The sequence below is a fragment of the Bacillus sp. FSL K6-1005 genome, assembly GCF_038000225.1.
GTDB lineage: Bacteria > Bacillota > Bacilli > Bacillales > Bacillaceae > Bacillus > Bacillus mojavensis.
The window spans coordinates 925,776-951,921 of the sequence record NZ_JBBOBP010000001.1; the positions used below are offsets into that span (position 1 = coordinate 925,776).

At 40.0% G+C, this 26,146-nt stretch carries 22 protein-coding genes and 4 pseudogenes; 15 read left to right on the forward strand and 11 right to left on the reverse strand.

Annotated elements, in window-relative coordinates; all coding sequences use genetic code 11:
- Positions 1-67 precede the first annotated feature (67 nt).
- The 4 genes from NST16_RS04625 to NST16_RS04640 all read right to left on the reverse strand — a co-directional run bounded on the left by NST16_RS04625 (position 68) and on the right by NST16_RS04640 (position 4,538).
- Entirely contained in the window at positions 68-1,975 is a 1,908-nt protein-coding gene (locus tag NST16_RS04625) for an acyltransferase family protein (RefSeq protein WP_340884329.1), read from the reverse strand.
- Between the two features lie 129 nt (positions 1,976-2,104).
- A complete protein-coding gene (rsiV, locus tag NST16_RS04630; protein WP_168748324.1) occupies positions 2,105-2,962 on the reverse strand; it encodes an anti-sigma-V factor RsiV in 858 nt (285 codons plus the stop codon).
- A complete protein-coding gene (gene sigV / locus NST16_RS04635; RefSeq protein ID WP_340884334.1) occupies positions 2,962-3,462 on the reverse strand; it encodes an RNA polymerase sigma factor SigV in 501 nt (166 codons plus the stop codon). The genes rsiV and sigV overlap by 1 nt, the downstream gene beginning before the upstream one ends.
- A gap of 248 nt (positions 3,463-3,710) precedes the next feature.
- Positions 3,711-4,538, reverse strand: coding sequence for a TrmB family transcriptional regulator (locus NST16_RS04640; protein ID WP_010335078.1), 828 nt, complete (start codon positions 4,536-4,538; stop codon positions 3,711-3,713).
- 152 nt (positions 4,539-4,690) lie between these two features.
- Here NST16_RS04640 and NST16_RS04645 point away from each other — a divergent pair, with 152 nt between their 5' ends.
- Positions 4,691-5,323 (forward strand): LysE family transporter, encoded by a 633-nt coding sequence (locus NST16_RS04645; protein ID WP_010335077.1) that lies wholly within the window; start codon positions 4,691-4,693, stop codon positions 5,321-5,323.
- Between the two features lie 280 nt (positions 5,324-5,603).
- On the opposite strand, the gene NST16_RS04650 is transcribed toward NST16_RS04645, so the two are convergent.
- A complete protein-coding gene (locus tag NST16_RS04650; RefSeq protein ID WP_340884339.1) occupies positions 5,604-6,977 on the reverse strand; it encodes an amino acid permease in 1,374 nt (457 codons plus the stop codon).
- Positions 6,978-7,657: 680 nt separating this feature from the next.
- On the opposite strand from NST16_RS04650, the gene NST16_RS04655 reads away from it, so the two are divergent.
- From NST16_RS04655 to NST16_RS04680, 6 genes are all read left to right on the forward strand, one after another.
- Positions 7,658-10,468, forward strand: coding sequence for a sigma 54-interacting transcriptional regulator (locus NST16_RS04655; RefSeq protein WP_340884342.1), 2,811 nt, complete (start codon positions 7,658-7,660; stop codon positions 10,466-10,468).
- A gap of 191 nt (positions 10,469-10,659) precedes the next feature.
- Entirely contained in the window at positions 10,660-11,100 is a 441-nt protein-coding gene (levD, locus tag NST16_RS04660; RefSeq protein ID WP_010335074.1) for a PTS fructose transporter subunit IIA, read from the forward strand.
- Complete coding sequence (locus tag NST16_RS04665) at positions 11,100-11,600, forward strand: mannose/fructose/sorbose PTS transporter subunit IIB (RefSeq protein ID WP_326191030.1); 501 nt, start codon at positions 11,100-11,102, stop codon at positions 11,598-11,600. The genes levD and NST16_RS04665 overlap by 1 nt, the downstream gene beginning before the upstream one ends.
- A gap of 4 nt (positions 11,601-11,604) precedes the next feature.
- Positions 11,605-12,408, forward strand: coding sequence for a PTS fructose transporter subunit IIC (gene levF / locus NST16_RS04670; RefSeq protein ID WP_229146705.1), 804 nt, complete (start codon positions 11,605-11,607; stop codon positions 12,406-12,408).
- A gap of 20 nt (positions 12,409-12,428) precedes the next feature.
- Positions 12,429-13,256: a PTS fructose transporter subunit IID gene (gene levG / locus NST16_RS04675; protein ID WP_326218063.1), complete on the forward strand. Its 828-nt coding sequence runs from the start codon at positions 12,429-12,431 to the stop codon at positions 13,254-13,256.
- A gap of 140 nt (positions 13,257-13,396) precedes the next feature.
- Complete coding sequence (locus NST16_RS04680) at positions 13,397-15,445, forward strand: glycoside hydrolase family 32 protein (RefSeq protein WP_340884351.1); 2,049 nt, start codon at positions 13,397-13,399, stop codon at positions 15,443-15,445.
- Positions 15,446-15,550: 105 nt separating this feature from the next.
- On the opposite strand, the gene yraA is transcribed toward NST16_RS04680, so the two are convergent.
- Both yraA and NST16_RS04690 read right to left on the reverse strand, forming a co-directional pair.
- Entirely contained in the window at positions 15,551-16,060 is a 510-nt protein-coding gene (gene yraA / locus NST16_RS04685) for a cysteine protease YraA (protein ID WP_010335069.1), read from the reverse strand.
- A 291-nt stretch (positions 16,061-16,351) separates the two neighbouring features.
- Positions 16,352-17,401: pseudogene (locus tag NST16_RS04690) on the reverse strand (NAD(P)-dependent alcohol dehydrogenase).
- A 389-nt stretch (positions 17,402-17,790) separates the two neighbouring features.
- Here NST16_RS04690 and NST16_RS04695 point away from each other — a divergent pair.
- The 3 genes and pseudogenes from NST16_RS04695 to NST16_RS04705 all read left to right on the forward strand — a co-directional run bounded on the left by NST16_RS04695 (position 17,791) and on the right by NST16_RS04705 (position 18,874).
- Positions 17,791-18,196 (forward strand): annotated as a pseudogene (locus NST16_RS04695) (MerR family transcriptional regulator).
- Between the two features lie 55 nt (positions 18,197-18,251).
- Positions 18,252-18,460, forward strand: a pseudogene (locus tag NST16_RS04700) (aldo/keto reductase); the annotation flags it as partial.
- Between the two features lie 135 nt (positions 18,461-18,595).
- On the forward strand, positions 18,596-18,874 hold the full coding sequence (locus tag NST16_RS04705; RefSeq protein WP_340884356.1) for an HPr family phosphocarrier protein: 279 nt from the start codon (positions 18,596-18,598) through the stop codon (positions 18,872-18,874).
- 198 nt (positions 18,875-19,072) lie between these two features.
- Here the strand turns inward: NST16_RS04705 and NST16_RS04710 are convergent, their stop codons facing one another.
- Positions 19,073-19,402: a CotD family spore coat protein gene (locus tag NST16_RS04710; protein ID WP_340884359.1), complete on the reverse strand. Its 330-nt coding sequence runs from the start codon at positions 19,400-19,402 to the stop codon at positions 19,073-19,075.
- Between the two features lie 320 nt (positions 19,403-19,722).
- Here NST16_RS04710 and NST16_RS04715 point away from each other — a divergent pair, with 320 nt between their 5' ends.
- From NST16_RS04715 to NST16_RS04730, 4 genes are all read left to right on the forward strand, one after another.
- Positions 19,723-20,421 (forward strand): aspartate/glutamate racemase family protein, encoded by a 699-nt coding sequence (locus NST16_RS04715; RefSeq protein WP_095713405.1) that lies wholly within the window; start codon positions 19,723-19,725, stop codon positions 20,419-20,421.
- A gap of 525 nt (positions 20,422-20,946) precedes the next feature.
- Complete coding sequence (locus NST16_RS04720; RefSeq protein ID WP_010335062.1) at positions 20,947-21,600, forward strand: VOC family protein; 654 nt, start codon at positions 20,947-20,949, stop codon at positions 21,598-21,600.
- Positions 21,601-21,850: 250 nt separating this feature from the next.
- The gene (locus tag NST16_RS04725) at positions 21,851-22,210 is read left to right on the forward strand and encodes an SH3 domain-containing protein (protein WP_268450277.1); all 360 of its coding nucleotides are present in this window, start codon (positions 21,851-21,853) and stop codon (positions 22,208-22,210) included.
- 48 nt (positions 22,211-22,258) lie between these two features.
- Positions 22,259-22,615 (forward strand): SH3 domain-containing protein, encoded by a 357-nt coding sequence (locus NST16_RS04730; protein WP_340884375.1) that lies wholly within the window; start codon positions 22,259-22,261, stop codon positions 22,613-22,615.
- A 99-nt stretch (positions 22,616-22,714) separates the two neighbouring features.
- Here NST16_RS04730 and NST16_RS04735 read toward each other — a convergent pair.
- Positions 22,715-22,833: pseudogene (locus NST16_RS04735) on the reverse strand (aldo/keto reductase); the annotation flags it as partial.
- Positions 22,834-23,034: 201 nt separating this feature from the next.
- On the opposite strand from NST16_RS04735, the gene NST16_RS04740 reads away from it, so the two are divergent.
- Positions 23,035-23,799 carry a metal-binding protein ZinT gene (locus tag NST16_RS04740; RefSeq protein WP_340884377.1) on the forward strand — a complete coding sequence of 255 codons (765 nt, stop codon included), beginning with the start codon at positions 23,035-23,037 and terminating at the stop codon, positions 23,797-23,799.
- A gap of 642 nt (positions 23,800-24,441) precedes the next feature.
- Here NST16_RS04740 and nikE read toward each other — a convergent pair.
- Both nikE and nikD read right to left on the reverse strand, forming a co-directional pair.
- On the reverse strand, positions 24,442-25,278 hold the full coding sequence (gene nikE / locus NST16_RS04745; RefSeq protein ID WP_340884380.1) for a nickel import ATP-binding protein NikE: 837 nt from the start codon (positions 25,276-25,278) through the stop codon (positions 24,442-24,444).
- A 31-nt stretch (positions 25,279-25,309) separates the two neighbouring features.
- Positions 25,310-26,137, reverse strand: a complete 828-nt coding sequence (gene nikD, locus NST16_RS04750; protein WP_340884384.1) for a nickel import ATP-binding protein NikD — start codon at positions 26,135-26,137, stop codon at positions 25,310-25,312.
- Between the last annotated feature and the right edge of the window lie 9 nt (positions 26,138-26,146).

Below are 26,146 nucleotides of genomic sequence, written 5' to 3' on the forward strand. Positions count from 1 at the left end.
GGCCTGTAACTGGAATTGATCTATCGCAAAAAAAAGAGGTCCTCAGCAGGACCTCTTTTTTGCAAATCTATTTTATTGCCTGAACGATAAGAGCGGTTAAAGCTTTAGCCCCCTGAGGAACCAAGTGTACGCCGTCAGGGGTGAAATACTCCGGATGCTGGAGAGCTTCTGCATGCCAGTCAACCAACGTAATATTGTCATGCGCGTCAGCCTGCCGCCGTAAAGATTCATTCACTTTGCTTTCCCATTGCCGGGGCACACGTGTATTGACAAGGTAGATATGAGCTTTTGAGAAAGATGTAAGCAATTGATCGATTTGGCTGTTTGTAAAGTAGCCGTTGGTTCCCAGCTCAATGATGACAGCTTTATTCGGCTGATTAAAAGACTTGTATTCCCGTGTCAATTCTAAAGCCTGAGACATTTGTCTTCCCACCTTCCCATCAATTGTGACATGTGAAAGTGACTGGCGAAGGCTGGAGGCGATATCAAGCATGACGGAATCCCCTATAGCTAATACTTCTTTATCAGTAGCTGCCGGCTCTTTCTGCTGCTGAGATTGCTTGTGTTTATTTTTACTAGTCTCTTGTTCATTATCTTTGTTTTCCTTTTGATCTTGATTGGAGTCTGTTGTCTTTTGTTCGGGATTGTTTTCACTGTCTTCATTGGCTTCAGCTTTCTTTCTATCCTCAGAAGCCTGGCTGGTATCACCGTTTGTTTCTTGTGAGCTATACGTCCATTTGGTGGGGTGCTTTTGCTCCCCGGCTAGCCCAGACAGCCCTCCCGCAAAAATAAGTGTAGCGAGAATGATGAGACCAATTGACATTTTGCTGACGACAGATGTCGTTTTCCATTCTCTGATTCTATGGATAAAAATACGGCCAAAAAATGATCTAAATCCCTGTGTCCGTATAGGCTCCTCGATAAAATGATAGGAAAGCTCGGCGAGTATAAATGTAGCGATGATCTTTAGCACGATATGCCATAAAACAGGGTTTCCGATTTCTTGAACTGGCGTGCTTAACACAATAACAGGGTAGTGCCAAAGGTAAATACCGTAAGACCTTGTTCCAAGCCAACGAAGAGGCCTCCATGAAAGCAGAATGCCCAAAAAGCTGCTCGGGTGGGATACACATGCAATAAGGACCGCTGCGGTAGTGCTTATTAAAAACATTCCGCCTCTGTAAAGAAAAGGTTCGTATTCATCTGTAAAATAGACACACAATACTAAAACACAAAACGCCGAAAGTTCAGTGACATGCAAAAGGCGCTTCAGTTTGTTTGACAGCCTGTTTGAAGACAGTCTTTTCATCGGCCATATTAGAGCCATAGCACATCCTATGAGAAGTTCAAACGAACGAGTATCTGTGCCGTAGTACACGCGACTCGGATCTCCGCCGGGTTCATACAGTACGCTCATCATCACGGCTGAACAGAGCGCAAGCAATGACACCGCCGCCGCCAGTTTAGCACGGTTTTTAAATATATACATCCCAGCAACCAAGAACATCGGCCATACCATATAAAATTGCTCTTCAATGGCCAACGACCAAAGATTTTTAAGCGGTGACGGGGAGCCGAAGCTATCAAAATACGAGAGTTTATGAAAAATAAACCACCAATTACTCATGTAAAAGAGAGAAGAGATGGCATCTCCGCGTACAGTGTGCAATAGTTCCCGGTTGCACACGACGACCCAAATAACAGCAGAAATGATCATAAAATATGCCGCTGGCAGAAGCCGCCGCATTCGGCGCACCCAAAAGTCCCGAAAATCAAGGCTGATATCATTTCCATGTGCCGGTAATATGATAGAAGTAATTAAATAGCCTGATAATACAAAAAAGATATCAACTCCAATGAAGCCTCCGTTAGCCCAATTGAAGTTTAGATGATAAGCGATAACTGCCAGGACGGCAAAGGCCCGAAGGCCATCGAGTCCAGTGATGTAGCGGTGATGTTGTGTCTTGTGATACATGGTATTCCTCCAATAATGTGCAGATATTCTTGTTGCTTTGGCTGCGAGATTACGCCTTCTTGATAGTTGTCAGGTCCCTTTGCGAAAGGGAAAACTCCCATGCCAGAGGATGACATGGATGTTTTTCTGTTATCGAACATAACGTTCTCCCATGAGCAGATTTGAGATGACACTGGTCGGAATTTTAAACTCTGTAACGCCCATATAGCCGGGTGCAACTTCATATTCATCAAATGAAATCACAAGTTTATGGTCTTCTGTAATATAAAACGTTTGATCAGGCTGAATGTGTTTGAATGGTTCTGCAATCTCGTCAGTGACCCAATAGATTTTATTTGGATCTTCCTTCATTTGCTGTTTCATTTGTTCTTTGATGTTTTGGCTGATGACTTTGATATAGCGGTCATCTTTAAATAAGCTTTTTAAGGTAAGTAAGATATCGTTCTTTTTGTCAATTGTGATATAACGGCTTTGTGTGTAAGATGATGCTTGTGTTTTTTCAATATCACGCCGAATAGAAATTAAATCTGGCGTATCTGTTACTGTCTCGTAATCACTGTAGATGCTGAGATGTCCTTTTTTGTTTTTGGATGTGGACTGTATAAATTCTTTGTATAGCTTCTTGCTTTCTTTCAAATATTTCTGGTTGATGCTGTTTTCAAGCTCTTTATTAGAAAGTCCCGACAGAGCAGGCGTTTTGACATCGATGCTTGATTCATCTTTCTCTTCTTTGATCTCAATAAAAGTGATGGCTTTGACGATCTTGCCGATGACAGGGATTTTTGACATAGCTTGAGCTGCATCTGGGTTGATGTTGACAAGTGCAGTGAATAAAATAGCTGCCGCGACAGCTGCTGATGTCGGCCACATGACGATTCTTTTCTTTTTTGGTTTTTGCTGAAGGGCTTTTTCGACAATGATATCCAGTTCTTTAGGAATCTGAACATTTTTATATTCTTCTTTTAATTGCTGTAATCTCTTATCCATTAAGAAAGATCCTCCTTCGTCAACTGAATGCGCATCAGCTTCAATGCTCTGTAAAGGCGCGTTTTGACGGTATTCAAGTTTTCCCCTGTAATTTCCGCAATTTCTTCTAGTTTGAGGTCTTCAAAAAAACGCAAAATAATAATTGTTTTATAGTGGGACGGCAATTCGTCGAGCGCTTCATGAAGATCAGTGTCCTTATAGTGATCTTTCTTTCCTGAGCTTAAAAACTCTATCGTTTCGTCATCCATCACCTTTACCTTTTTTTGTTTTCGCAAAAAATCAATAGCTGTACGAACTAAAATTTTATAAAACCAGCTTTTTATCGTCTCAGGGTTTCTGACCGTTTCAACTGAGCCGAGCGCTTTTTTTATAGATTCCTGAATAATATCTAACGCGTCATCTTGATTTTTCACATAACTGAAGGCTAACCTGTAGAAATCTTGCTTATGGTCAGTTATACACGTGACAAGCAACGCTTTTGTTGTTTGTTTTTTCTTCATTGCAATAAAGGGCTCCTTTTCGAATATACGTATATCGTTGGATGTTACCTAGGATAGACGAGGCAGTTTAAAAAATAGTTTGCGCAGATATCATTTTTTTAAAAAATGATCAGGAGCGGGAGGGGGGGATCAATTGCTTAAAAATAAACGGAAAAGATCCTTTTAATTGGGGAGTGCATAAAAAAACATGGCTTGTGGAGACAAGCCATGTTTTTTGGTTACATAATATACAGGAAGCATCATGTGTTCTATTCCAAGTAATGTTTTTTAAAATCTGAGTGGATTGAAAATTTGCGGCGTAACTGGATGAGGTTTTTTCCAAAACTATCTTCTAAAAGCCCTCTATGCTTCTTCATAATTTCCATGAGATACAGATCATGAATGATTACTTCTGTAATAGGCATGACTAACCCTACATGCATTGTCCATGCAGCGCGGCTATCGTTCCCCAGAGAGACAATACCTGCTACAACTTCTGAATCATCTCCGCTATATACAAGCCACCGTCCGTCATACTCTTCTGTAATTTCACTGCTCATATCATGAAGATAAACATTAGCAAAATCAGATGCGATCTCTCCGTACGCAATAATGGTGACGATGACACCTTTATTTGCCGCCTGTTTAAGCTCTGATTCCACTTCTTTAAAATCCTCTTTCCATATTTCTAAGAGGATTCTTTTTTTTGCTGATGATATACAGGCCTTCACTTTTTCAAGAATTTCATTGCGGCCGGTGATATTCCAGATATTTTCCCGGTCATTTGCGGTCTGCTCAAATTTTTCAAAGTATTTTTCAGCCTGGTCAAAATTCTCTTCCGCTTTAAGCCGGCGGTTTTTAACCAGTTCTTTAGCGGGTACGGGGACATACTGGGGCGTATTTCCGTGACTTACAAAAATATCTCCCCTTAAGACAAGGCTTTCCAAGACTTCATATATTTTTGAACGAGGCACGCCCGAATTTTTGGCTACCGCATAGCCTGTTAAAGGCGATTCTTGCAATAAGGCCAGATAAGCTTTTGATTCATATTCGGTAAAATTGAGGTTTTTTAAAATGTCTAATATATTCTCCTTCATACATCCTCCAATATAAAAAGCAGTCGCTGCCTTTGTAATCGCTATTTTAACAAACCATATTGATTTTTTCCAAACGTATTGATACACTTTTTATAAGGAGTTACTTTTGTAGTCACTATATATGAGGGGATTCATTTAAAGGGGGAAAGAACATGCACAGCTTACTCGCATACATACCAATAGCTGCTATGATGGTTATCATTCCAGGAGCAGATACGATGCTTGTTATGAAAAATACCCTTAGGTATGGCGCAAAGGCTGGCCGTTATAATATTCTCGGATTGGCAACGGGACTTTCTTTTTGGACGGTTATTGCCATTCTAGGTTTATCAATGGTTATAGCCAAGTCGGTGATTCTTTTCACAACGATCAAATATTTGGGAGCAGCATACTTAATTTATTTAGGGATAAAAAGTTTTTTTGCAAAGAATATGTTCTCTTTAGACGACATGCAAGCCCAAGCAAAAACCGCAGCAATTTCTCCGAAACGATACTATAAATCTTCCTTTATGCAAGGGTCTCTTAGCAACATTCTCAATCCCAAAACGGTTTTGGTCTATGTCACGATCATGCCCCAGTTCATCAATCTGAAGGGAAATGTAAACCAGCAGCTTATTATATTAGCTTCGATTCTCACCCTTTTAGCGGTGTTATGGTTCCTCTTTCTCGTTTATATAATTGATTACGCAAAAAAATGGATGAAAAACCCCAAGTTCCAGAAAGCTTTTCAAAAAATAACGGGGATCATGCTAGTGGGGTTTGGTATCAAAACTGGTTTGAGTTGATGAGCGGCCATTTATACGGAGTCTATGGATAAATAAGAATTCTTTATTTTCCTCATAAGTGTATTGGTAGATATCCGTATGGAAAAACATCATGTCACTAACTGAGCGGGATCATAAAACAAGCAATATCTTATTGTTAGCAGAAAATATATAGAAGGCCCTTTAGTTTCTGCAGTTTACCTGATACATTGATTTCTATAAGGACAATAAGATTTATTAGTGCCTCGAAGTACACAAAAAAGACAAGGGATCATAACTCCCTTGTCTTTTTTTGTGATTTTCACTTAGTATTACGAACTTTATACGCAATCATCAATAAGAGAAACCAAACTGGAGTGACAAATAGAGAAACACGCGTATCTTTCGCGAGTGCCAGCACCACCAGTATGAACACTAGAAAAGCCAGTGTTACGTAATTGGATAATGGAAAAAGCGGCATTTTAAATGTATTCACCTTTGCGACATCTGGTCTTGTTTTCCGATATTTCAAATGGCAAATCACAATAATGCCCCAAATAAAGATGAAGCAGATAGTAGAAACACTTGTGATAAGCGTAAAAACTTGCTCTGGCATTATATAGTTCAGAATAACACCAATCAGAATGGCAATGGCTGAAAAGAATAAGGCATTGCTTGGTACATTTGAGGCAGTCAGCTTTTGCAATGGTTCAGGTGCATGATGATCCTTGGCAAGCGAGTATACCATCCGGCTTGTACTAAATAGAGCACTATTGCCAGCTGAAGCAGCAGATGTCAGTACAACAAAATTAATGATGCTGGCGGCTGCTATGATACCGACCGCTGAGAATACTTGAACAAATGGGCTTTCAGCAGGATTGATGATATTCCATGGATAAATACTCATAATCACAAGAAGAGCGCCAATATAAAAAAGTAAAATCCGAATAGGGATATTGTTAATGGCTTTAGGAATTACTTTTTCTGGGTTTTCTGCTTCGCCTGCAGTAAGCCCCACAAGTTCAATGCCCGTAAACGCAAACATGACCATCTGGAATGAGAGAATAAATCCATGTAAACCATTTGGAAACATGCCGCCGTGACTCCAAAGATTCGTGAAGGCGGCTGTGCTTGACTGTGTGGAAAATCCTTTTATGATCAAGACAATACCGATAACAATCAGTGCCAGTATTGCGATGATTTTGATTAACGCGAACCAGAACTCCAATTCTCCAAAAAGTTTGACAGTCGCGAGATTCATAATGAGCAACATCACAAGCGCAATGAACCCTGGCATCCATTGGGGTACATCAGGAAACCAATATTGGGTATAAAGTCCGACAGCTGTTAAATCAGCCATAGCAAGTGAGATCCAGCAAAACCAGTATGTCCAGCCAGTAATAAATGCTGCCATATTTCCTAAATAATCTCTTACAAAATCAACAAAAGAGTGATATCCCGCGTTAGATAGGAGCAGCTCTCCCAGTGAACGCATAATGAAAAAGAGAAATACACCCGTAATCATGTAAGCAAATAAAATAGAGGGGCCTGAAAAATGTATTGATTTCCCTGATCCTAGGAATAAACCAGTTCCGATTGCCCCCCCAATCGCTATGAGTTGTATGTGCCTGTTTTTAAGGCCTCTGGACAATTTTCGTTTGTGCAGAGAATGGTCCATAGTGGAATCGTCCGTCACTTTATGTTTTCCTCCAATAAAAAATATAAGTTATCTTGGTTGTTTAGGTACATAGCTTCCTAAATTTTTTATCTATCATTATAACAGGAAAACTTAAATTATATTAAATTTTATTGATTTTTTTAATTAAATGTAACTAATTTATTATCTTTCTCTCTATTTTTATAAGGTGTCATATCCATCAGGAGGTGTAAAGGGTTTCTTTTCTATCGCTCTTCTACCGCTCTCATATATATTCCACTATTTTTATTAAAATAATAATGTGAGAAGAAGATAACTAGTTAACATTCAGACATGATAAGAGATTGAGATCTTGGGTTGTTTGTCTTGATCTATAAGATGCATTTTCCGCAGTATCGGAATTTTGTCATCAATATGTTCCTGAAGAGTGATAAACTGTTTACGAATTATTACTTTTGAAGGGGGACAACCTGAGTAAATCATAGATCAAAAACACCAAAAATAGAAAGGGCGTCTGTTCGTAATTATTTTTAATTGGTGCAATCTGGTGAGACAGGATGCTGATTGTTTCCTGCATATAAAAACATTTAACAGAATATTCAAAAAGAAAGGATCCATGTGAATGCAAGGTCTTAAATGAGATAAGATCCTCAGTACAAGGCATAAAAACTGATGTCCGTTTTTTCAATTTTGACTAATAAGGACAAAGGATGATATAGATGAAAAGGATTGAAAAAATATACCGCCAGCTGCTGCAAAATTTTCTTAAGACTGACGTACATCATCTTCTAAACGTGCAGGGAAATTCAGCAAAGGAAATTGCTCAGCAATTAAAGATAGACCGGTCCAATGTCAGTTTTGAATTAAACAATCTCGTGCGGTCCAAAAAGGTGATAAAGATTAAAACGTTTCCCGTGCGCTATATTCCGGTGGAAGTAGTGGAGAAAGCATTCAACAAAAAATGGGATACAGAGATAATGGAAGTTAAAGAGCTGAAGCAGTTTTCTGAAAACCCAAAAAAGATACATCAAAACATTTCTATGAATCCACTAGAACTTATGATTGGAGCAAAAGGGAGTTTGAAGAAAGCAATTTCTCAAGCAAAAGCAGCTGTCTTTTATCCTCCACACGGTCTGCACATGCTCCTCTTAGGGCCAACAGGCTCCGGTAAATCCCTTTTTGCGAACCGAATTTATCAGTTTGCGACTTATTCTGACATTTTGAAGCCTGGTTCTCCGTTCATCACATTTAATTGTGCAGATTACTATAACAATCCTCAATTATTACTCTCTCAATTATTTGGCCATAAGAAAGGAGCATATACTGGCGCTAGCGAAGATAAAGCCGGTTTAGTTGAGCAGGCCGACGGGGGCATACTGTTTATGGATGAAATCCATCGTCTTCCGCCTGAGGGACAAGAAATGCTGTTTTATTTCATTGACAGCGGTTCTTATAACCGCCTTGGAGAAACTGAGCATAAACGAACATCGAAAGTATTATTTATTTGTGCAACTACCGAAAATCCTAATTCTGCCTTATTAAAAACATTTTTGCGAAGAATTCCAATGACGATTCATATTCCGTCGCTGGAAGAACGGTCTCTTAAAGAGAGAGTTGACCTGACAACGTTTTTATTGGGAAAAGAAGCAGAGCGTATTAAGAAGAATCTAAGTGTGCATATCGATGTATATAATGCATTGATTCATTCTGCGAAATTTGGGAATGTGGGACAGCTGAAATCAAATGTACAATTAGTTTGTGCACATGGATTTTTACATAATCTTGACAGAGATGAAGTTGTTGAACTGACCGTCCGGGATCTCCCGGATGAAATCAAGCAAGATTGGATGTCAAGCAGCAAAAACATGAAAAGAAGCAGAACGATTTCTGAATATGTCAATATCACTACCATCATATCCCCGATAGTAGAAGATGAAACAACAAAAATTGATGATGATCTATCATTTAATTTGTATCATTTGATAGAAAAAAAGGTCGAAGTGTTAAACAAAGAAGGTTTGTCCAAAAAGGAAATAAACCAATATATTTTAACGGATATTCATTTGCATGTCAGAAGCTTTTTTAACCAAAGGGCTTTTCGAAATGACAATCTGCTGACATTTGTTGAGGACGACGTGATTCAAATGACGAAGCAATTAAAAGAAGTAGCAGAAGATGAATTAAATTGCACATTTGACCGTAAATTTATTTATTTCTTAAGTATGCATATCGATTCATTTTTAAAACGCGGTAAGCAAATTGATGTTTTAAATGCGCAGGAAACAGATGAAATCCGTGATACACATGTGAAAGAGTATGAGGTGGCGCTCATATTTAAAGACAAAATTCAGGAACACTTCAGAGTAACCGTCCCGGAAATAGAAGTCATCTACTTAACGATGCTGATTCATTCCATCAAAACGTTAAAAGAAAACAAAAGAGTGGGAATAGTGGTTGCCGCACATGGAAATAGCATGGCGAGTTCAATGGTTGAAGTAGCGACGGAGCTTTTAGGGAGCACCCCAATTGCGGCCGTCGATATGCCTCTTTCTGTTTCACCTGCGGAAATCATGGAACGCTTAGCGGAGAAAATGAAGCAGGTAGATGAAGGTGAAGGTGTTTTAATGCTTGTTGACATGGGGTCACTTGCAATGCTGGAAAGCAAGCTTGAAGAAAAAACAGGCATCAAAATCAAAACAATCAGCAATGTCACGACCTCAATGGTGCTGGACGCCGTCAGAAAGGTGAACTATCTGAATTTACATTTACATGCCATATATGATTCGGTCACAAAGGATTTTATTGAGTTATGGGATCGTCAGCCTGCCGCCTCATCAGGCAAAAAGAGGGCGTTGGTTTCGATCTGCACAACAGGCAGCGGAACGGCGAAAAAGCTGGAAGACATCTTAACAACAATCGTAAACAAGGCCTCTGATGCACCTATCCACATATTGACCGTATCATCGATTAAATTGGCAAACAGCATTAAAGAAATCGAAAAAGAGTATGAGATCCTTGCGACAGTAGGAACGAAAGATCCTAAAATCAATGCTCCGCATGTATCCTTGGAGGTCTTAATTGAAGGTGAAGGAGAGAAGATGATCCAACAGGCGATCACAAAAGGCACCATCCCGATGAGTAATGGATTATCGGGCACAAACATCATTGTACGGGAGCTTTGCGAGGATAGTTTGAAAAAGTATCTGGTTTTTTTGAACCCCCATCACATTATAGATATCTTATTAGAGTGGCTTCAAACCATCCAAGACGAGCTAGGCATCATTTTTAATAACACAGTGATGATCAAAGTGATTATGCATACGGCTTTTGCCTTTGAAAGGGTGATTAAACAGAATCCGATTGCCTTTTCCGAAGAAGACGAAATAACCGATCAGCTGAAAGAGATTTTTGAGGTGACAGAGCGAACATTAATCCCTTATGAAGAAAAATTAGGGCTGAACATAAGCGATGATGAAAAATTATATATAGCTGCCATTTTTGCTGAAGAAGTATATGGCCACATGTGTTAAAAGCGGTTTTTTTACGTAAACCTGTATTAAATGGAACGCCATTTTAATACAGGTTTATTTTTGGATCCACAAGTGTTTCAATCAGCTTTCATTATGTGCTGTAAAACAAATGAAAACGCTTAACACATCTTCTTTGGCACGATACTTGCATTATAAATGGGTGTAGGAAAAAGGAAAGGAGCAAACGAGTTATGATTTCAGTCATTATTAGCGGACATGGGGACTTTCCCATAGCATTAAAAGAGTCTTCAGGCATGATATTCGGGGAAGAAAATCATTTGATAGCGGTGCCGTTTTTTAAAGGAGAGGGCATCCAAACGCTGCAAGAAAAATATCATCAGACGCTTCAGGATATTCCGAAAGAAAATGAGGTGCTGTTTTTAGTTGATATTTTTGGAGGTACACCGTATAACGCAGCGGCTTCCTTTATCGCTAAGGATCAAAGGATGGATATGGCTGCCGGCATAAACCTGCCGATCGTACTGGAGGTATTAAGCCTAAGAGAACACATGAAACTCAAAGAATTGCTGAATCACTTAAAAAAAATGAGCCAGCAAAGCTTCCAAGTTTGCAGTGAACATTTAGAAAAAGTGAAAACAGTTAGCGAAGAAAAAAGAGAGGATGAACTATGATGAACATTACATTGGCAAGAATTGATGACCGCTTTATTCACGGACAAATCCTGACAAGATGGATTAAAGTCCATGCAGCAGACCGAATCATCGTGGTGTCAGATGACGTTGCGCAGGATGAAATGAGAAAAACCCTGATCCTTTCGGTTGCTCCTTCCAATGTAAAGGCGAGTGCCGTGTCAGTTTCTAAAATGGCAAAGGCGTTTCATAGTCCGCGCTACGAAGGGGTAACGGCGATGCTCTTGTTTGAAAAACCATCCGATGTTGTATCTCTTATAGAAGCAGGCGTCCCTATCAAAACCGTAAATGTCGGAGGTATGCGTTTTGAGAATAATCGCCGGCAAATCACCAAATCAGTCAGCGTAACGGAAAAGGATATAGAGGCGTTTGAATTATTAAATGAATTAGGCGTCACACTGGAATTGAGGCAGCTGCCTTCTGATGCCAGCGAAGACTTTTTGGAGATTTTAAGAAATGTAACAAAATCATCAAGGGGATGAGATGATGACGTCAATACAAATTATTTTGTTGTTAATCATTGCAGCCATTACAGGTATAGCAAGTGTATTGGATGAAGGACAAACACACCGTCCGCTGATTGCCTGCACGTTGGTTGGCCTGGTGCTGGGTGATCTGAAAACAGGAATTATCTTAGGAGGAACGCTGGAGCTGATGGCGCTGGGCTGGATGAATGTCGGCCTTGCCATGGCACCGGATACAGCTATTGCCTCTGTGATTTCAACCATTTTGGTGATTACCGCTGATCAAGGCATTGGTGAAGGCATTGCCGTCGCTGTTGCTTTGGCAGCTGCAGGTCAAGCGCTTACTATTTTTGTCCGAACAATTACTGTCTTTTTCATTCACCGTGCTGATAAATACGCGAGGGAGGGAAATATCAAAGGAATTGAAATTATGCATATTACCGCTATGGTGTTTCAAGCGCTGCGTGTCATGATACCGACTTTGATTGTGGCCTTAATCAGTGTGAGCGCTGTTCAGGCGTTCTTGGGAAATATTCCGGAAGTCATTACCAAAGGGTTGCAAATAGGCGGAGGCATCATTGTTGTTGTGGGGTATGCCATGGTAATCAATATGATGAATATCCCTTATCTGAAGCCGTTTTTCTATATTGGTTTTTTGTTGGCAGCGTTTACCGATTTCAATTTAGTAGGGTTTGGCGCTCTCGGCCTTTGTCTGGCACTTTTATATCAGCAGGTTATGCAAAAACATAGCGCACACGGAGCAGTCGCCGCAGCCACAGACGGCAGCAATGCCGCTGTCTATGATGATGATGATCTTGATGCATAAAGAACGAGGGGGGATGAAAAATGGAGAAAGAAAAAAGATTAACGAAAAAAGACATTTTCAGTATGTTTATCCGTTCGAATTTCTTGCTCGGCTCATTTAACTTTGAACGTGTGCAGGCAATGGGATATTGCTATGTGATGATACCGGCGATCAAAAAATTGTACGGTCCGGGAGCGAAAAGAAACGCAGCATTGCAGCGGCACTTGGAATGGTTTAATACACATCCGTGGCTGTCCGCACCCATATTTGGGGTGACAGCTGCCATGGAAGAAGAAATGGCGAACAATAAAGGAATTGACGGGAAAGCAATAAGCGGGATGAAAATCGGTTTAATGGGTCCGATAGCGGGTGTGGGTGACCCTATTTTCTGGGGAACCGTACGTCCCGTATTGGCTGCTTTAGGGGCTTCTCTTGCTTTAGGCGGAAACATTGCCGGTCCTCTGCTGTTCTTTTTCCTGCTGAATGCCATCAGATTCACCACAAAATATTACGGTTTAAAGTACGGCTATGTAAAAGGGATGGAGATTTTGCAGGATTTAGCAGGGAATCGTATTCAAAAACTGACAGAAGGTGCATCCATCCTCGGGTTATTTGTGATGGGGGCTTTGGTCTCCAAGTGGACCACCATCAACATCCCAATCGTTGTTTCAAGAATTAAAGATGATAACGGAAAAGTTGACGTTCAAACCGTGCAAAATATTTTAGACAGCATTATGCCGGGGGTGCTGCCTTTAGGATTGACTTTATTAGTGGCATGGATGCTGCGAAAAGGAGTAAATCCGCTCCTTATTATTGTTGGCATATTTGTGATCGGTATTCTTGGCTATTGGGCTGGATTTCTGGCATAAGCGCTAACAGGTAAAAAGGGGAGAACCTGCAGCAGTCTTTCTCATAACCTCTTCATCATTCAATACAGCTTTTATCACGGATCCACTCGTGCAGTTGTCTCTCTTGAATGTGTTCAAATGTTAGAGAGGAGAGAATCAGAATGAAAAAGAAGCTTATTCAAGTTGTGATCCTGTTCACCATGCTGTTTACTATTACACTACCAGTAAGTGCAGCCGATTCAAGCTACTATAATGAGGATTACCGTCCTCAATATCACTTTACACCAGAGGCAAACTGGATGAATGATCCAAACGGAATGGTTTATTATGCAGGGGAGTATCATTTGTTTTATCAGCATCATCCATATGGTCTGCAATGGGGGCCGATGCATTGGGGTCATGCAGTAAGCAAGGATTTAGTTCATTGGAAGCATCTCCCTATAGCGCTGTCACCAGATGAAAAAGGCACGATTTTTTCCGGAAGCGCAGTGGTCGATTGGAATAATACAAGCGGTTTTCAAACCGGAAAGGAGAAGCCGCTTGTCTCTATATATACGCAGGACCATAAAGACGGTCAAGTGCAAAGCATCGCCTATAGTAATGATAAAGGAAGAACGTGGACGAAATACTCAGGTAATCCGGTCATTCCTAACCCGGGAAAAAAAGACTTTCGCGATCCGAAAGTGTTTTGGTACGAAAAAGATAAAAAGTGGGTGATGGTGCTGGCAGCTGGTGACCGAATTCTCATTTATACATCGAAAAACTTGAAGCAGTGGACATATGCAAGTGAGTTTGGGCAAGGACAAGGTAGTCATGGAGGCGTATGGGAATGCCCGGATCTATTTGAGCTTCCTGTAGACGGCAATCCGAAACAAAAGAAATGGGTGATGCAAGTCAGTGTCGGAAACGGTGCGGTTTCAGGAGGATCAGGCATGCAATATTTTGTAGGGAGTTTCGATGGAACAACTTTTAAGAACGAAAACCCGCCAGACAAAGTATTATGGACCGACTACGGGAAAGACTTTTATGCAGCTGTTTCTTGGTCTGATACACCATCTTCAGACGGACGGCGGCTTTGGCTAGGGTGGATGAGCAATTGGCAATATGCCAACGATGTTCCTACATCTCCATGGAGAAGTGCAATGACTATTCCAAGAGAAGTGAAATTGAAAGCGTTCTCTAAAGGGGTCAGAGTCATTCAAACACCAGTAACAGAGCTGCAATCCATCCGCGGAGCCTCACATGAGTGGAAAAATAAGAGCATATCGCCAGAGAGCAGTAATGTATTGGCGGGCCTATCTGGAGATGCTTATGAAATGAATGCAGAGTTTCAAGTGAACCCAGGTTCGGCTTCTGAATTTGGTTTTAAGGTTCGAACAGGGAGACATCAATATACAAAAGTCGGCTACCATCAAAAGAGCGGCAAACTGTTCGTTGACCGAAGCCAATCCGGAAACGTCACCTTCAATCCAACCTTTAACACTGGGAAACAAGCAGCTCCGCTGAAGCTGGTAAATGGAAAGATAAAAATGCGTATTTTTGTTGACCGCTCTTCAGTCGAAGTATTTGGCAATGACGGGCAGCAGGTGTTGACTGACATCATTCTTCCGGATCGATCAAGCAAAGGTCTTGAATTATATGCTGTTAATGGCAGTGTTAAGGTAAACTCCCTAACGATTCATCCTTTAAATAAAGTATGGGGAGCGTCACCGTTTATATCTAATTTGACTGGCTGGACAACTGTAAACGGTACGTGGGCTGACACAATTGATGGAAAACAAGGACGATCAGACGGCGATTCCTTCATTATGTCTTCAGCATCCGGAGCAGATTCCACCTATGAATCTGACATTACAATTAAAGATGGGAACGGAAAAGGGGCAGGAGCTCTTGTGTTTCGTTCAGACAAAGATGCACAAAATGGTTATGTAGCCAATGTGGATGCGAAACATGATCTGGTGAAATTTTTTAAATTTGAGGATGGTGTTGCCTCTGTTATTGCTGAATATAAAACACCGATAGATATAAATAAAAAGTATCATCTGAAAACTGTGGCTCAAGGCACTCACTTTAAAATATATTTGGATGACCGTCTGGTGATAGATGCTGAGGATTCTGCATTCTCAGAAGGCCAATTTGGCTTGAACGTTTGGGATGCAACAGCAGCCTTCCAGAATGTCAACGCGGGAAGCTTGGATGTCAGAAGATAAAGAATTGAAAAGATGATACTTGAATCAAAGGACTTGTGATTAGAGAAGACCTAATACATCTTCTCTATAAAAAAGGCACAGACTCAAACCGTCTGTGCCTTTGTGTTATTTCAACAGTTTCAATGATTCGCGGTTAAATGCTTCCAAATCATCAGGTGTTCTGCTTGTTACAATGTTGTGGCTAACGACTACTTCTTCGTCTTTGTAGTTTGCACCAGCATTGATCAAGTCTTTGCGGATGCTGCGGTAGCCAGTGATGTCTTTGCCTTTCAGAAGATCCGTATCAATGAGTACCTGAGGGCCGTGGCAAATAGCGAAAACAGGTTTCTCATTTTCTACGAATGCTTTCGCAAACTCACCTGGGCGGTCATCTCCGCGAAGCAAATCTGGGGAAAATCCTCCAGGAATCAATAGGGCATCGAATTCACTAGCATCTACATCGGAGATCGCTTTGTCGATCTTCACTCTCTCGCCATGTTTACCGGTAACTTCCTTGCCCGCTTCCAAATCAATGGCTACGACGCTATGCCCAGCTTCTTCGTATGCCTTTACCGGACTTGTATATTCAATATCTTCGAATTGGTCTGTAACGAGAACAGCGATTTTTTTGCTCATATTTATACCTCCTATGAATTCTATATACCATAGGATAACAGGCACGTTCATCGTCCTTCAAAATATTTGCTTGAGATGTTTTTCGCAAGAGTCCTGCGAAGGGGTTGTTTTATAGATTTTATGGTTTTCATAGGGTAAAAGCCAGCCCAAACGGGGCAGAAGGATAGCGCTCTTCTCAACTTGTTTCTTTTTTAAAAAATAGATTTTTTAAATGACTTTCACGTCCTGTGGAGCGGAGTGCAATAAACAAAAAATAATATGGCTACCCCCACTTTTTACAACTATTCCGATTTATAATGTAGACATATCAATAACGAATCGGTAGCGTACATCACTGCGAAGAACACGCTCATATGCTTCATCCACTTGATAGGCACGAATCACCTCAATTTTAGGTGCAATGCCATGCTGAGCAGCGAAATCAAGCATCTCTTGTGTTTCTGGAATTCCGCCGACAAGAGAACCCGCTAGGCTGCGGCGGCCCATGATTAAGGAGAATACACTATATTTGTCCGGCTAGGCCGGTGCCCCTACATTCACAAGGGTTCGGTCTATTCGAAGCAATGATAAATAGGCATCTACATCAAGGTTCGCGGATACTGTATTTAAGATTACGTCAAAACGCCCGGCCAATTCAGTAAATGTAGCTTGATTACTGGTTGCATAGTAATGGTCTGCCCCTAGTTCAAGAGCTTCCTCTTTCTTATTCATAGAGCGGCTCAGGACGGTTACCTCTGCACCCAAAGCATGCGCAAATTGAATCGCCAAATGACCAAGCCCGCCAACTCCTACAATCGCAACCTTTTTCCCTGGGCCGACGTTCCAGTGTTTTAGAGGGGAGTATGTTGTAATCCCTGCACACAATAGAGGGCTGGCGACATCCAGCTCCAAACTGTCCGGTATCCGAACAACGAACCTGTCAGTGACAACGATTTTTTGGCTGTACCCGCCATACGTCGGATTTCCATCATAGTCCAGTGAATTATAAGTTTGGACAACACCTTTAGTGCAGAACTGTTCCTCACCACTGAGGCAGTATTCGCATTCTCCGCAGGAATCAACAAAACAGCCGACGCCAACGCGATCTCCGACAGCGAATTTTGTGACTTCTGCTCCCACAGCCACCACAACTCCGGCGATTTCGTGACCGGGAACCATCGGAAAAATTCCTCCGCCCCATTCATCGAACGCACTGTGGATATCGGAATGGCAAATACCGCTGAATTTAATGTCGATTAAGACGTCGTGCGCCCGTAATTCTCTTCTTTCAATTGTAGTCTGTTCAAATTTCGCTTTAGCATTTGGTACGCTTAATACACGAGTTTTATGATGATTACACATACAGACCTTCCTTTCATATAGTCAGTTTCCAGATAAGAACATGTCACTTGATGTTTGTCAGGTGTGTTCAACATCACTTTAAACCTTGAAGTCCACTTTAAGGCAAGAGTTTTTTAAGAAACATATTTTTATAAAAGTATAAGAGTAAACAATTAAGTATTAAATTCTGTTTTATCCTGTATCATACCATTCATCATGAACAGTTCCGTCTCCAGGAGTAATGTCTACATGCAACCCACTGTCTTTTGTTGCATCATGCCAAGTATTACGTGCGGTTCCCTGAAGAAAGAGATTGAGAAATACGTCAGCAGTTTCAATTTGTTTCTTCTTGACTTAAAGTGAACTTTAAGTGTTATCTTCAAAAACAGCAGGATAAAGAGGTGAAAAATATGAATATTACGCAAGTGGCAAAGCAGTTTGGCCTAACAGCCGCAACGCTCCGCTATTATGAACGTGTTGGATTGATCCCGCCGGTAAAACGAAAAGAAAGCGGCATCCGCGATTATGGTGAAGAAGATATCAAATGGGTAGAATTCATCAAATGCATGCGAAATGCTGGACTAACGATAGACGCGTTAATTGAATATACAACGTTATTTACTGAAGGAGACCGAACAGTAGAAGCACGCAAAAATATCCTGGCGGACGAAAGACAGCGGTTGATAGAAAAGCGGAGAGAAATTGATGAAACAATAAAAAGATTAAATAAAAAAATTGAGGATTATGATGGGAAACTGCGCGAAAATGAGGACAAACTCAAAAGCAGACCCCAAAATGGAAAGTTTTCATGGATAAGTGCAAGTAAGGCTAGAATGAATGAAACAATTCCTTCTTTGTTAACATTTATCATAAAAGAGCAGGGGAAATCGCGGAAAAACGCGGTGTTCCCCGTATCCATATCGCGTTTGCCTGGCTGCTGCAGAAAGAGCCTGTAACGGTGCTACGAAAATGTCACACCTTGAAGATGCCGTAGATGCTCTTGCAGTTAAATTGACGACTCAAGAAGTTAGGTTTCTAGAAGAACCATATGTACCTCACCGAATAGTTGGTCATCATTAATTGTGCTCGAAAACGATATTGCTGGAAATCAACAAGATACTATGTTTCGGATTGAGAGAAAGAATAGAGGGCGTATGATAAAAACTGGCCTATTCCAATTCTTCAAGGAATTCTCAGGCCTAAGGAGCAGGGAGAATGATAGAAAAACAGTATACAATGATCGCGAGTACAGGCTTCGCACGTGCAGCGGCCTTGTTAGTACGTGCGGCTTGTCAATTTAGCTCCAGTATATATCTTGAATATCAAGGGCAAGCTGTCGATCTGAAAAATACACCCAAGTCCCTCATTGATGTGATGTCACTAGGAATTAAACCTAATACCCACATTAGGATAAGAGCTAATGGCGTTGACGAGAAACAGGCTTTACAAGTGATAGAAGATCATTTGCAAATAAACAAGTTCACAAAGAAATGATTGAAGAAAACCACTCTTTCATTTTCAGGGACTCGCTCCAAGTCCCCCTTTTTTATACGAGCGTTTTGTTAAATGTCTATCTTTAAAGAAACCAACTTATTTCTCTTCATTTTAAAGCCCAAAATCTTATAATTGGAAAGGATAGGGTAATAAAAAAGGCATCCATAAGGATGCCTAAAATGAATCTTTACTGAATGATTACCTATTGCATCTTTTTACTGGTTTACAGCATGGATTTCTTAAGTCACTTCCACAATCATATTCCTCAACGATATTTTCATTCTCTACAGATTGTGTCACTGGATAATAATTTTCTACTCTTGTAACATTTCTATTAACATTAACAATATGAGTAGGCTGAACACGTCTAACAGTACGTTCATTGGTTGTCGTATTTACAACATTTCTTGTGGGAGAAACAATTGTTTCTACATTGTTGCCTCCGTTACCTCCGTTACCCCCATTAAAACCATTGAAGCTATTGGTACCGTTGTTCCCGCGACGAGAGCCGAACATGAATTCGTCCACACTTCTAAACCCACCGTTGTTGCAGCTCATCAAAATCACCCTCTCAAAAAATCTTGTCTTACAATATAAGTTATGATGAAGAAAAAAGGTTGTCCTAGACAAGAAACTCATATTATAAAAAATCCGCTCTTATTTTAGGATTTCGATACACATGACAAGAAAGGGGCATAGTTTTCTATCATTTTAATTATATTTCCACCGTAGCTACGGGCCTGGAAGACCAATCAATCATTTTATACTTGATAATAGCAGTCCTGGTATTAAAATGACTTATATATTAAAATACTAATAATATTTCGAATTTTAAATCGAGGTGGGCTATGAAAACGATTGGTCTTATTGGCGGAATGAGTTGGGAGTCGTCGGCTGAGTACTATCGAATTATCAATGAGGAAATAAAAAAGAAGTTAGGGGGGTTACATTCGGCAAAGTGTCTTTTGTACAGTGTTAATTTTAAAGAGATTGAACACTTTCAATCAGAAGGAGCTTGGAATAAAGCTGGTAAAACCTTGGGGGAAGCAGCAAGATCATTAGAAAAAGCCGGAGCAGATTTTATTGTAATATGCACAAACACTATGCACAAAGTAATTAGTGATATCCAAGCAATGATCACAATACCTATTTTACATATTGCCGATGCAACTGCTGATCAAATGAACAGACAAGATATTCGTTCAGCAGGATTACTAGGTACCAAATATACAATGGAGCAAAATTTTTATAAAACTCGTATTGAGACTCATGGCATTAATATTATTGTGCCTAATGATAATGAAAGAGAATTAATAAATAATATTATCTATCAAGAACTATGTTTGGGTGAAATTAAACAGTCATCGAAAAACATTTATCACACCATCATAAATAATTTGATGAATAGAGGAGCGGAGGGAATAATTCTCGGATGTACTGAAATTGGATTACTAGTAAAAGCTGAAGATTTTAAAGTGCCAATATTTGATACAACCTTAATCCATGCTCGAGAAGCAGTGAATAAATCTCTTTCGATTTCATCTTAGAATCAGTTCCTTCCTATACTCTAAAACCGTTTTTTAAGAGCGGTTTTTTTATTATGTTTATACAAGTCATAAAATAGGAGGCTCTTTATAGGGGTGATAATATTATGATCCTTTCCACTGAAAATTGTGTTTGAAGATATTGAAGACGCAGCAAGGTCTCACTAACACAATAGATAGACTTTGAAAACAATTGCGTAGTGAGGTGAGTATATCTGTTCTTATATACTAAACGGTATACCTATCCAGTTTTAGACATGACACGGGTGACGAGTTCAGGAATCAGATGACAATCCTGAAGCCTATGCCTAGGCATAGATTGATGATGACCTTACTTCAGCTGTTACAGATTTTTGAAATAAAAAACCAAGGTGATTCATTTCATCCATCCTTAAAGCTAATGAATAATAATGAAAAACAAATTTATGTAGTTCTTTATTTTTCAGTCTAATGATGTAGATTAAATAAGCTAAATGTAGAAAGAATTTGTTTCTCATTTTAGATATATTAAGAGAGGGGGTGTGAATAATGAAAATAAAAAATCTTGAAATATTTGTTTCTCATTTTAATCAAACTGTAAGCTTTTATAAAGATATCCTTCAATTTAAAAGGCTGGCGTTAACTGATACATTAGCCACATTTCAAGTGGGAGAAAGCATTTTAACCTTGCATCAAGACGAAGTGAATCGCTATTACTATCATTTTGCGTTTAATATCCATTCGAATATTTTCGCAGAAGCTAAAGAATGGCTGAAAAAGAAGGTTAATTTACTTGAAGAAAATGGTGATGATGAAGTATATTTTGCAAATGCAAAGGCAAGATCGATATATTTTGAAGATCCAGCAGGTAATATTGTTGAGTTTATTTCTCGATTAGAAACCTCTCCGGAAACGAGGTCAAAAGAATTCACGCCCGACAATGTAATAGGGATAAGCGAGATTGGTTTATCTACGAATCATGTTAAAGAATGTTTTGACTACCTTTTAAAGTTGGGAATCCGGCAAAGAAATGATGAACCTTTCTCAAAAAAACATTTACATTTCATGGGGGAGTATGAAGAAGGAGTCTATATTTTATTAGGTCCTGTCGGAAGAAGGTGGATATTCTCGGATAAATACAGTATAGATGCACCACTTATGATTGAAACTGACCGAGGGATCATTAAAAATTTTGATGAGTAATCAAGCTTTTAATTGGTGTGTGACATATCTTTCATGCATTATTTTTGCTCGCATTGTCATCCCTATATTCCCAAATTTTATCCTCTCTTCTATCGGAAAATTCAGTAATAATGGCACTTCTCATATACCTGTTTGATGGTAATATGATCAATATATATAAACGAAAGGAGCGAAAATGGTCTGCCGAATCATTCCTGAACTGAATGTTAGAAAACCAGACGCAGGACATTTATTGTGAGGAGGATATAAGTTGAGAAAGTTAAAAATGGCAAGTTTATTAACCGTTATGATGGCGTCATTCTTCATTTTTTCTAGTCATGCACAAGCAGTTCAGTATTACACTGTCTCAACAAGCAGCGGTGCTCCCGTAAATATGCGCAGCGGCCCAGGTACAAGTTGGGGGATTGTAACGACTATTCCGAGCGGAACCCGCATCCCGATCTACTGCTACAAAACCGGTACAACTGTAACTGGAAAGTATGGAACGAGTAATATTTGGAACTACACAGAACGGACGCTTGCCAGCGGGGAGGTCGTTTATGGGTTTGTCTCTGATACATATATGTATACAGGCTCAGACGGCCCGGTAGTTCCTAAATGCAGCTGGTAGCATATGTATCGTTCTTAAAATGAAGAAATTGAAGAAAGAGGGATAACATTGACTAAACTGAAAATGCTGAGTATGTTAACCGTGATGATCGCATCATTATTCATTTTTTCCAATCAAGCACTTGCCGTTCAGTACTTTACTGTCTCAACAAGCAGCGGTGCGCCTGTAAATATGCGCAGCGGTCCAGGTACAAACTATCCTATTATGCTTTCCATTCCTAGCGGTTCACGTGTTCCTTACTATTGTTACGCTTATGGGACGACTGTTACCGGAAAGTATGGAACGAGTAATATTTGGGATCAAATCCAGTGGAAAGATTCACGTGGTGTCGTGAACATTGGATATGTTTCTGACACATATGTCTACACAGGTTCAGACGGCCCTGTCGGTTACAAATGCAACTAGCTATATAATTCGTACAATAGAGTCTCTTCGAGAGAAACCATACCAACAATATTGGTATGGTTTTTGCTATTATTATGTCTTACGCACCTGCATTTGTGAAATGCCGCTATCGAGCGCTTCATCCATAATACGGAACGCGGTCTTTTCATCTGTATCGACCCACCTAAACATAAACGGCTGACCCGCAATCCTGTTCTTCCTAAAAAGGTATACTTCACAACAAATCTCTCCTCATGGACTCTCATAGATTTTCGTATTTTAAAAGAATATCTGATTAACGAAGTAGGATTCTAATGAAATCGCCATCTGCTCCCGGCAACATTCAAGCGAGATTAGGAGCATTTTCCCTTTGATTTTTGAACAAGATAATTGTATAATACAAATCGTAATTATTTCGTTTTGGGAAAAGGAGTGTTGTAATGAAAATTTTATTTGCAAAGAGATTAGGGATATTTATGATTGGTTTATTACTAATATTGGCAGGATGTCAGACTTCAGGTTCATCTAAAGGTGAGTCTAATAAAACAACAACATCACCCTCAGCAGGTGAAGAAAACTCTTCTAACACGCAAGAGCAAACATCAGAATCTCATGATCACGATCATAATCATAGCCATAGTCATAGTCATGCACATGATGAAGAGACAGAAAAAATTCATGAAGGCTATTTTAAAAACAGCCAAGTAAAGGATCGTTCACTTTCTGATTGGGAAGGAGACTGGCAATCTGTATATCCATTCCTGCAAGATGGCACTCTGGACGAAGTATTTTCATATAAATCAAAACATGAAGGTGACAAGACAGCTGAAGAATATAAAGAGTATTATAAAAAAGGGTATAAAACAGATGTTGACCGTATTGTAATCCAAAAAGATACTGTAACGTTCTTCAAAAATGGAAAAGAATATTCAGGTAAGTATACGTATGACGGGTACGAAATTCTAACATATGATGCGGGCAATAGAGGGGTAAGATACATATTCAAACTAGCTAAAAAAGCTGAAGGACTTCCTCAGTATATTCAGTTTAGCGATCATAGTATCTACCCGACTAAAGCTAGCCATTACCATCTGTATTGGGGTGAGGACCGTGAAGCTTTACTTGATGAAGTGAAAAACTGGCCTACCTACTACCCGTCAGAAATGGACGGACACGATATTGCTCATGATATGATGGCGCATTAAATGAAGAGGAACATACCGTGAATTATGGCATTTCTTCTACACAAACGGTTTTTTTCACTATGGAAAATTGATAGAATGGGGAAAAATAAGCTTAGTCTAGTCCCTTATGGAGTTTGAATGTTTAAATACTTTTAGCTGCTGACTCCTCATCAGCAGCTTTTTTGCCCTCTTTCGTTTTTATCCGTTTCTTTCTCTTCGCAACGGGATTGACGGCTCATTAACAAAGTTAAGATACGTAATAACTTAACGGTTGGGTAAAAGCTTTTTGGAGATAGGGTGAAGAGTAGGGGAGAGTATGAGGAAAAAATGAAATGACTAAAGATGAAGAAGCACTTGGTAGTGGCTTTATTTTCTCTGGTATTATTTCAAAGTTCTGTGAGTGTATGTTATGAGAGCACAACAACGAAAGCAAAAACAGTAAGAAAAAGAACCAATGATTTAAAGTCAACGGTTCTTTTTCAATGTCATATTTGAAGCAGGAAAATTGATTGAAATGTGGCATGTGTAGCCGTGAGTTGAAAGCAGTTAACGGTGCAACCGTTCTATTGATATCAGCACTCCATGCTTTGAACAACAAGAGACATGCCGTGCTCGTTAAAGCAAATATCATGAAAAAACGATGTAACCGGAAATGCTATATATCTACACGCGCCTTTCTTCTTGTAGCGTCGTTCCTCTTCCTATCGAACGAAAGCGCGGGTGTTCTGCAAGTATGGAGCTTCTCATTTCTTTTACTGCTGGATGGTCTGATGCAAAGAACTGAAGTTTGGACTCGTATAGCTCAACTAATTTTCCGTTATCTAGAACACCTAATGTGTCACTCAATTGATAAGCGGCTTTCAAATCATGCGTAATAAAAAAATACGATAACCCAAACTCGTCTTTGAGCTCTTTTAACAAATCGAGTATAAGCGTTTGGGTAACCATGTCCAGACTGCTGACTGATTCGTCTAAAACGATCAGTTTCGGTTTGAGCGAAATTGCTCTGGCGATATTGATCCGCTGCAATTGCCCGCCGCTGAATTGGTGCGGATATTTTGTTAAATCATTTTCACTTAGGCCTACTCTTTCCAACAACTCGATAATGGTTCGTCTTTGTTCCGCCGCAGTGAGGGTTTCATAGTTTTCTAATGGTTCTGCAATAATCTGCTCCGCCGTCATTCGCGGGTTGACGGACGAGTATGAATCTTGAAAGACAGCTTGAAGGTCACGGCGGATTTTTCGCCGGATCGATTTATCTACGCTATACATATCATGGCCTTGAAAAAGGATTTGACCTGATTGCGGCCGTTCTAAACCAAGCAACACTTTTCCCAATGTACTCTTACCGGCTCCACTTGGCCCAATCAAGCCTAAGCATGTACCCTTCTCAATCGAAAAGCTGACATCGGATAGGACTTGTTTAGATTGAAATTTCCATTTGAATAATGAACGCTCCGCATAACGATGAGAGACTTCTTTCACTTGTAATAAACTCACTTGTTCACCTCATTAAAATGCCGCTCTTTCGTCAAATTGACCCAATGGCACGTTTATCAATTGGCAATGTCAAACGTGCCCCTAATAGCTTCTTTGTATATTCATGCTTTGGTGCATCAAACAGCTGAAACACATCTGCTTTTTCTGCGATTCTTCCTTTCTGCATCACAGCGACTTCATCCGCCATTTCAGCAATGACGCCCAGATCATGAGATATAAGCAAAATCGCCGTTCCACATTCAGAGCGCATGGCGTCTAAATGTTTCAGCACGGTCTTCTGATTATTTACGTCTAGTGCGGTTGTTGGCTCATCCGCAATGAGAATGCTTGGATGTAAGCATACCGCGGTTGCAATCATCACCCGTTGAAGCATTCCGCCGCTTAATTGAAAAGGGTAAGATTTTAAAAGTTTAATAGGATTGGATAAGCTCACATTATGCAACGCTTCGATTGCAAGCTCCTTTGCCTGCTTTTTGTTAAAAGACGTATGAGAGCGAATCGTTTCAATCATTTGATGACCAATCGTAAAAACGGGGGTAAAAGCGTTCATCGGATTTTGCATAATATAGGCAATTTCTTTGCCGCGTATTTTGCGCATTTCTTTATCTGCCAATCCGTTTAATTCTCGGCCTAGTAGTGAAATGCTTCCTTTCACCTTGGTTGTTTTCTGATCAAGCATCTGAAGAATGGACATGCCTGTTACTGTTTTTCCACATCCGCTTTCACCAATCAGGCCGAGGACTTGACCGCGCTTCAGTTCGAAATTGACGTTTTGCACTAGAGTAGAAACTCCTTTGTGCGTTTTGGCCTGTACATGCAAATCTCTAACTTGCAGCACCGGTGATTGTTCTGTTCCCAACTTCCTCAT

Bases quoted from the DNA above. Each gene is read 5' to 3' on its own strand.
- sigV (WP_340884334.1), bottom strand. From the start codon at position 3,462: ATGAAGAAAAAACAAACAACAAAAGCGTTGCTTGTCACGTGTATAACT.
- NST16_RS04655 (WP_340884342.1), top strand. From the start codon at position 7,658: ATGAAAAGGATTGAAAAAATATACCGCCAGCTGCTGCAAAATTTTCTT.
- NST16_RS04645 (WP_010335077.1), top strand. From the start codon at position 4,691: ATGCACAGCTTACTCGCATACATACCAATAGCTGCTATGATGGTTATC.
- NST16_RS04720 (WP_010335062.1), top strand. From the start codon at position 20,947: ATGAAAATAAAAAATCTTGAAATATTTGTTTCTCATTTTAATCAAACT.
- NST16_RS04680 (WP_340884351.1), top strand. From the start codon at position 13,397: ATGAAAAAGAAGCTTATTCAAGTTGTGATCCTGTTCACCATGCTGTTT.
- NST16_RS04665 (WP_326191030.1), top strand. From the start codon at position 11,100: ATGAACATTACATTGGCAAGAATTGATGACCGCTTTATTCACGGACAA.
- rsiV (WP_168748324.1), bottom strand. From the start codon at position 2,962: ATGGATAAGAGATTACAGCAATTAAAAGAAGAATATAAAAATGTTCAG.
- yraA (WP_010335069.1), bottom strand. From the start codon at position 16,060: ATGAGCAAAAAAATCGCTGTTCTCGTTACAGACCAATTCGAAGATATT.
- NST16_RS04740 (WP_340884377.1), top strand. From the start codon at position 23,035: ATGAAAATTTTATTTGCAAAGAGATTAGGGATATTTATGATTGGTTTA.
- NST16_RS04705 (WP_340884356.1), top strand. From the start codon at position 18,596: ATGATAGAAAAACAGTATACAATGATCGCGAGTACAGGCTTCGCACGT.
- NST16_RS04640 (WP_010335078.1), bottom strand. From the start codon at position 4,538: ATGAAGGAGAATATATTAGACATTTTAAAAAACCTCAATTTTACCGAA.
- levG (WP_326218063.1), top strand. From the start codon at position 12,429: ATGGAGAAAGAAAAAAGATTAACGAAAAAAGACATTTTCAGTATGTTT.
- levF (WP_229146705.1), top strand. From the start codon at position 11,605: ATGACGTCAATACAAATTATTTTGTTGTTAATCATTGCAGCCATTACA.
- levD (WP_010335074.1), top strand. From the start codon at position 10,660: ATGATTTCAGTCATTATTAGCGGACATGGGGACTTTCCCATAGCATTA.
- NST16_RS04715 (WP_095713405.1), top strand. From the start codon at position 19,723: ATGAAAACGATTGGTCTTATTGGCGGAATGAGTTGGGAGTCGTCGGCT.
- NST16_RS04625 (WP_340884329.1), bottom strand. From the start codon at position 1,975: ATGTATCACAAGACACAACATCACCGCTACATCACTGGACTCGATGGC.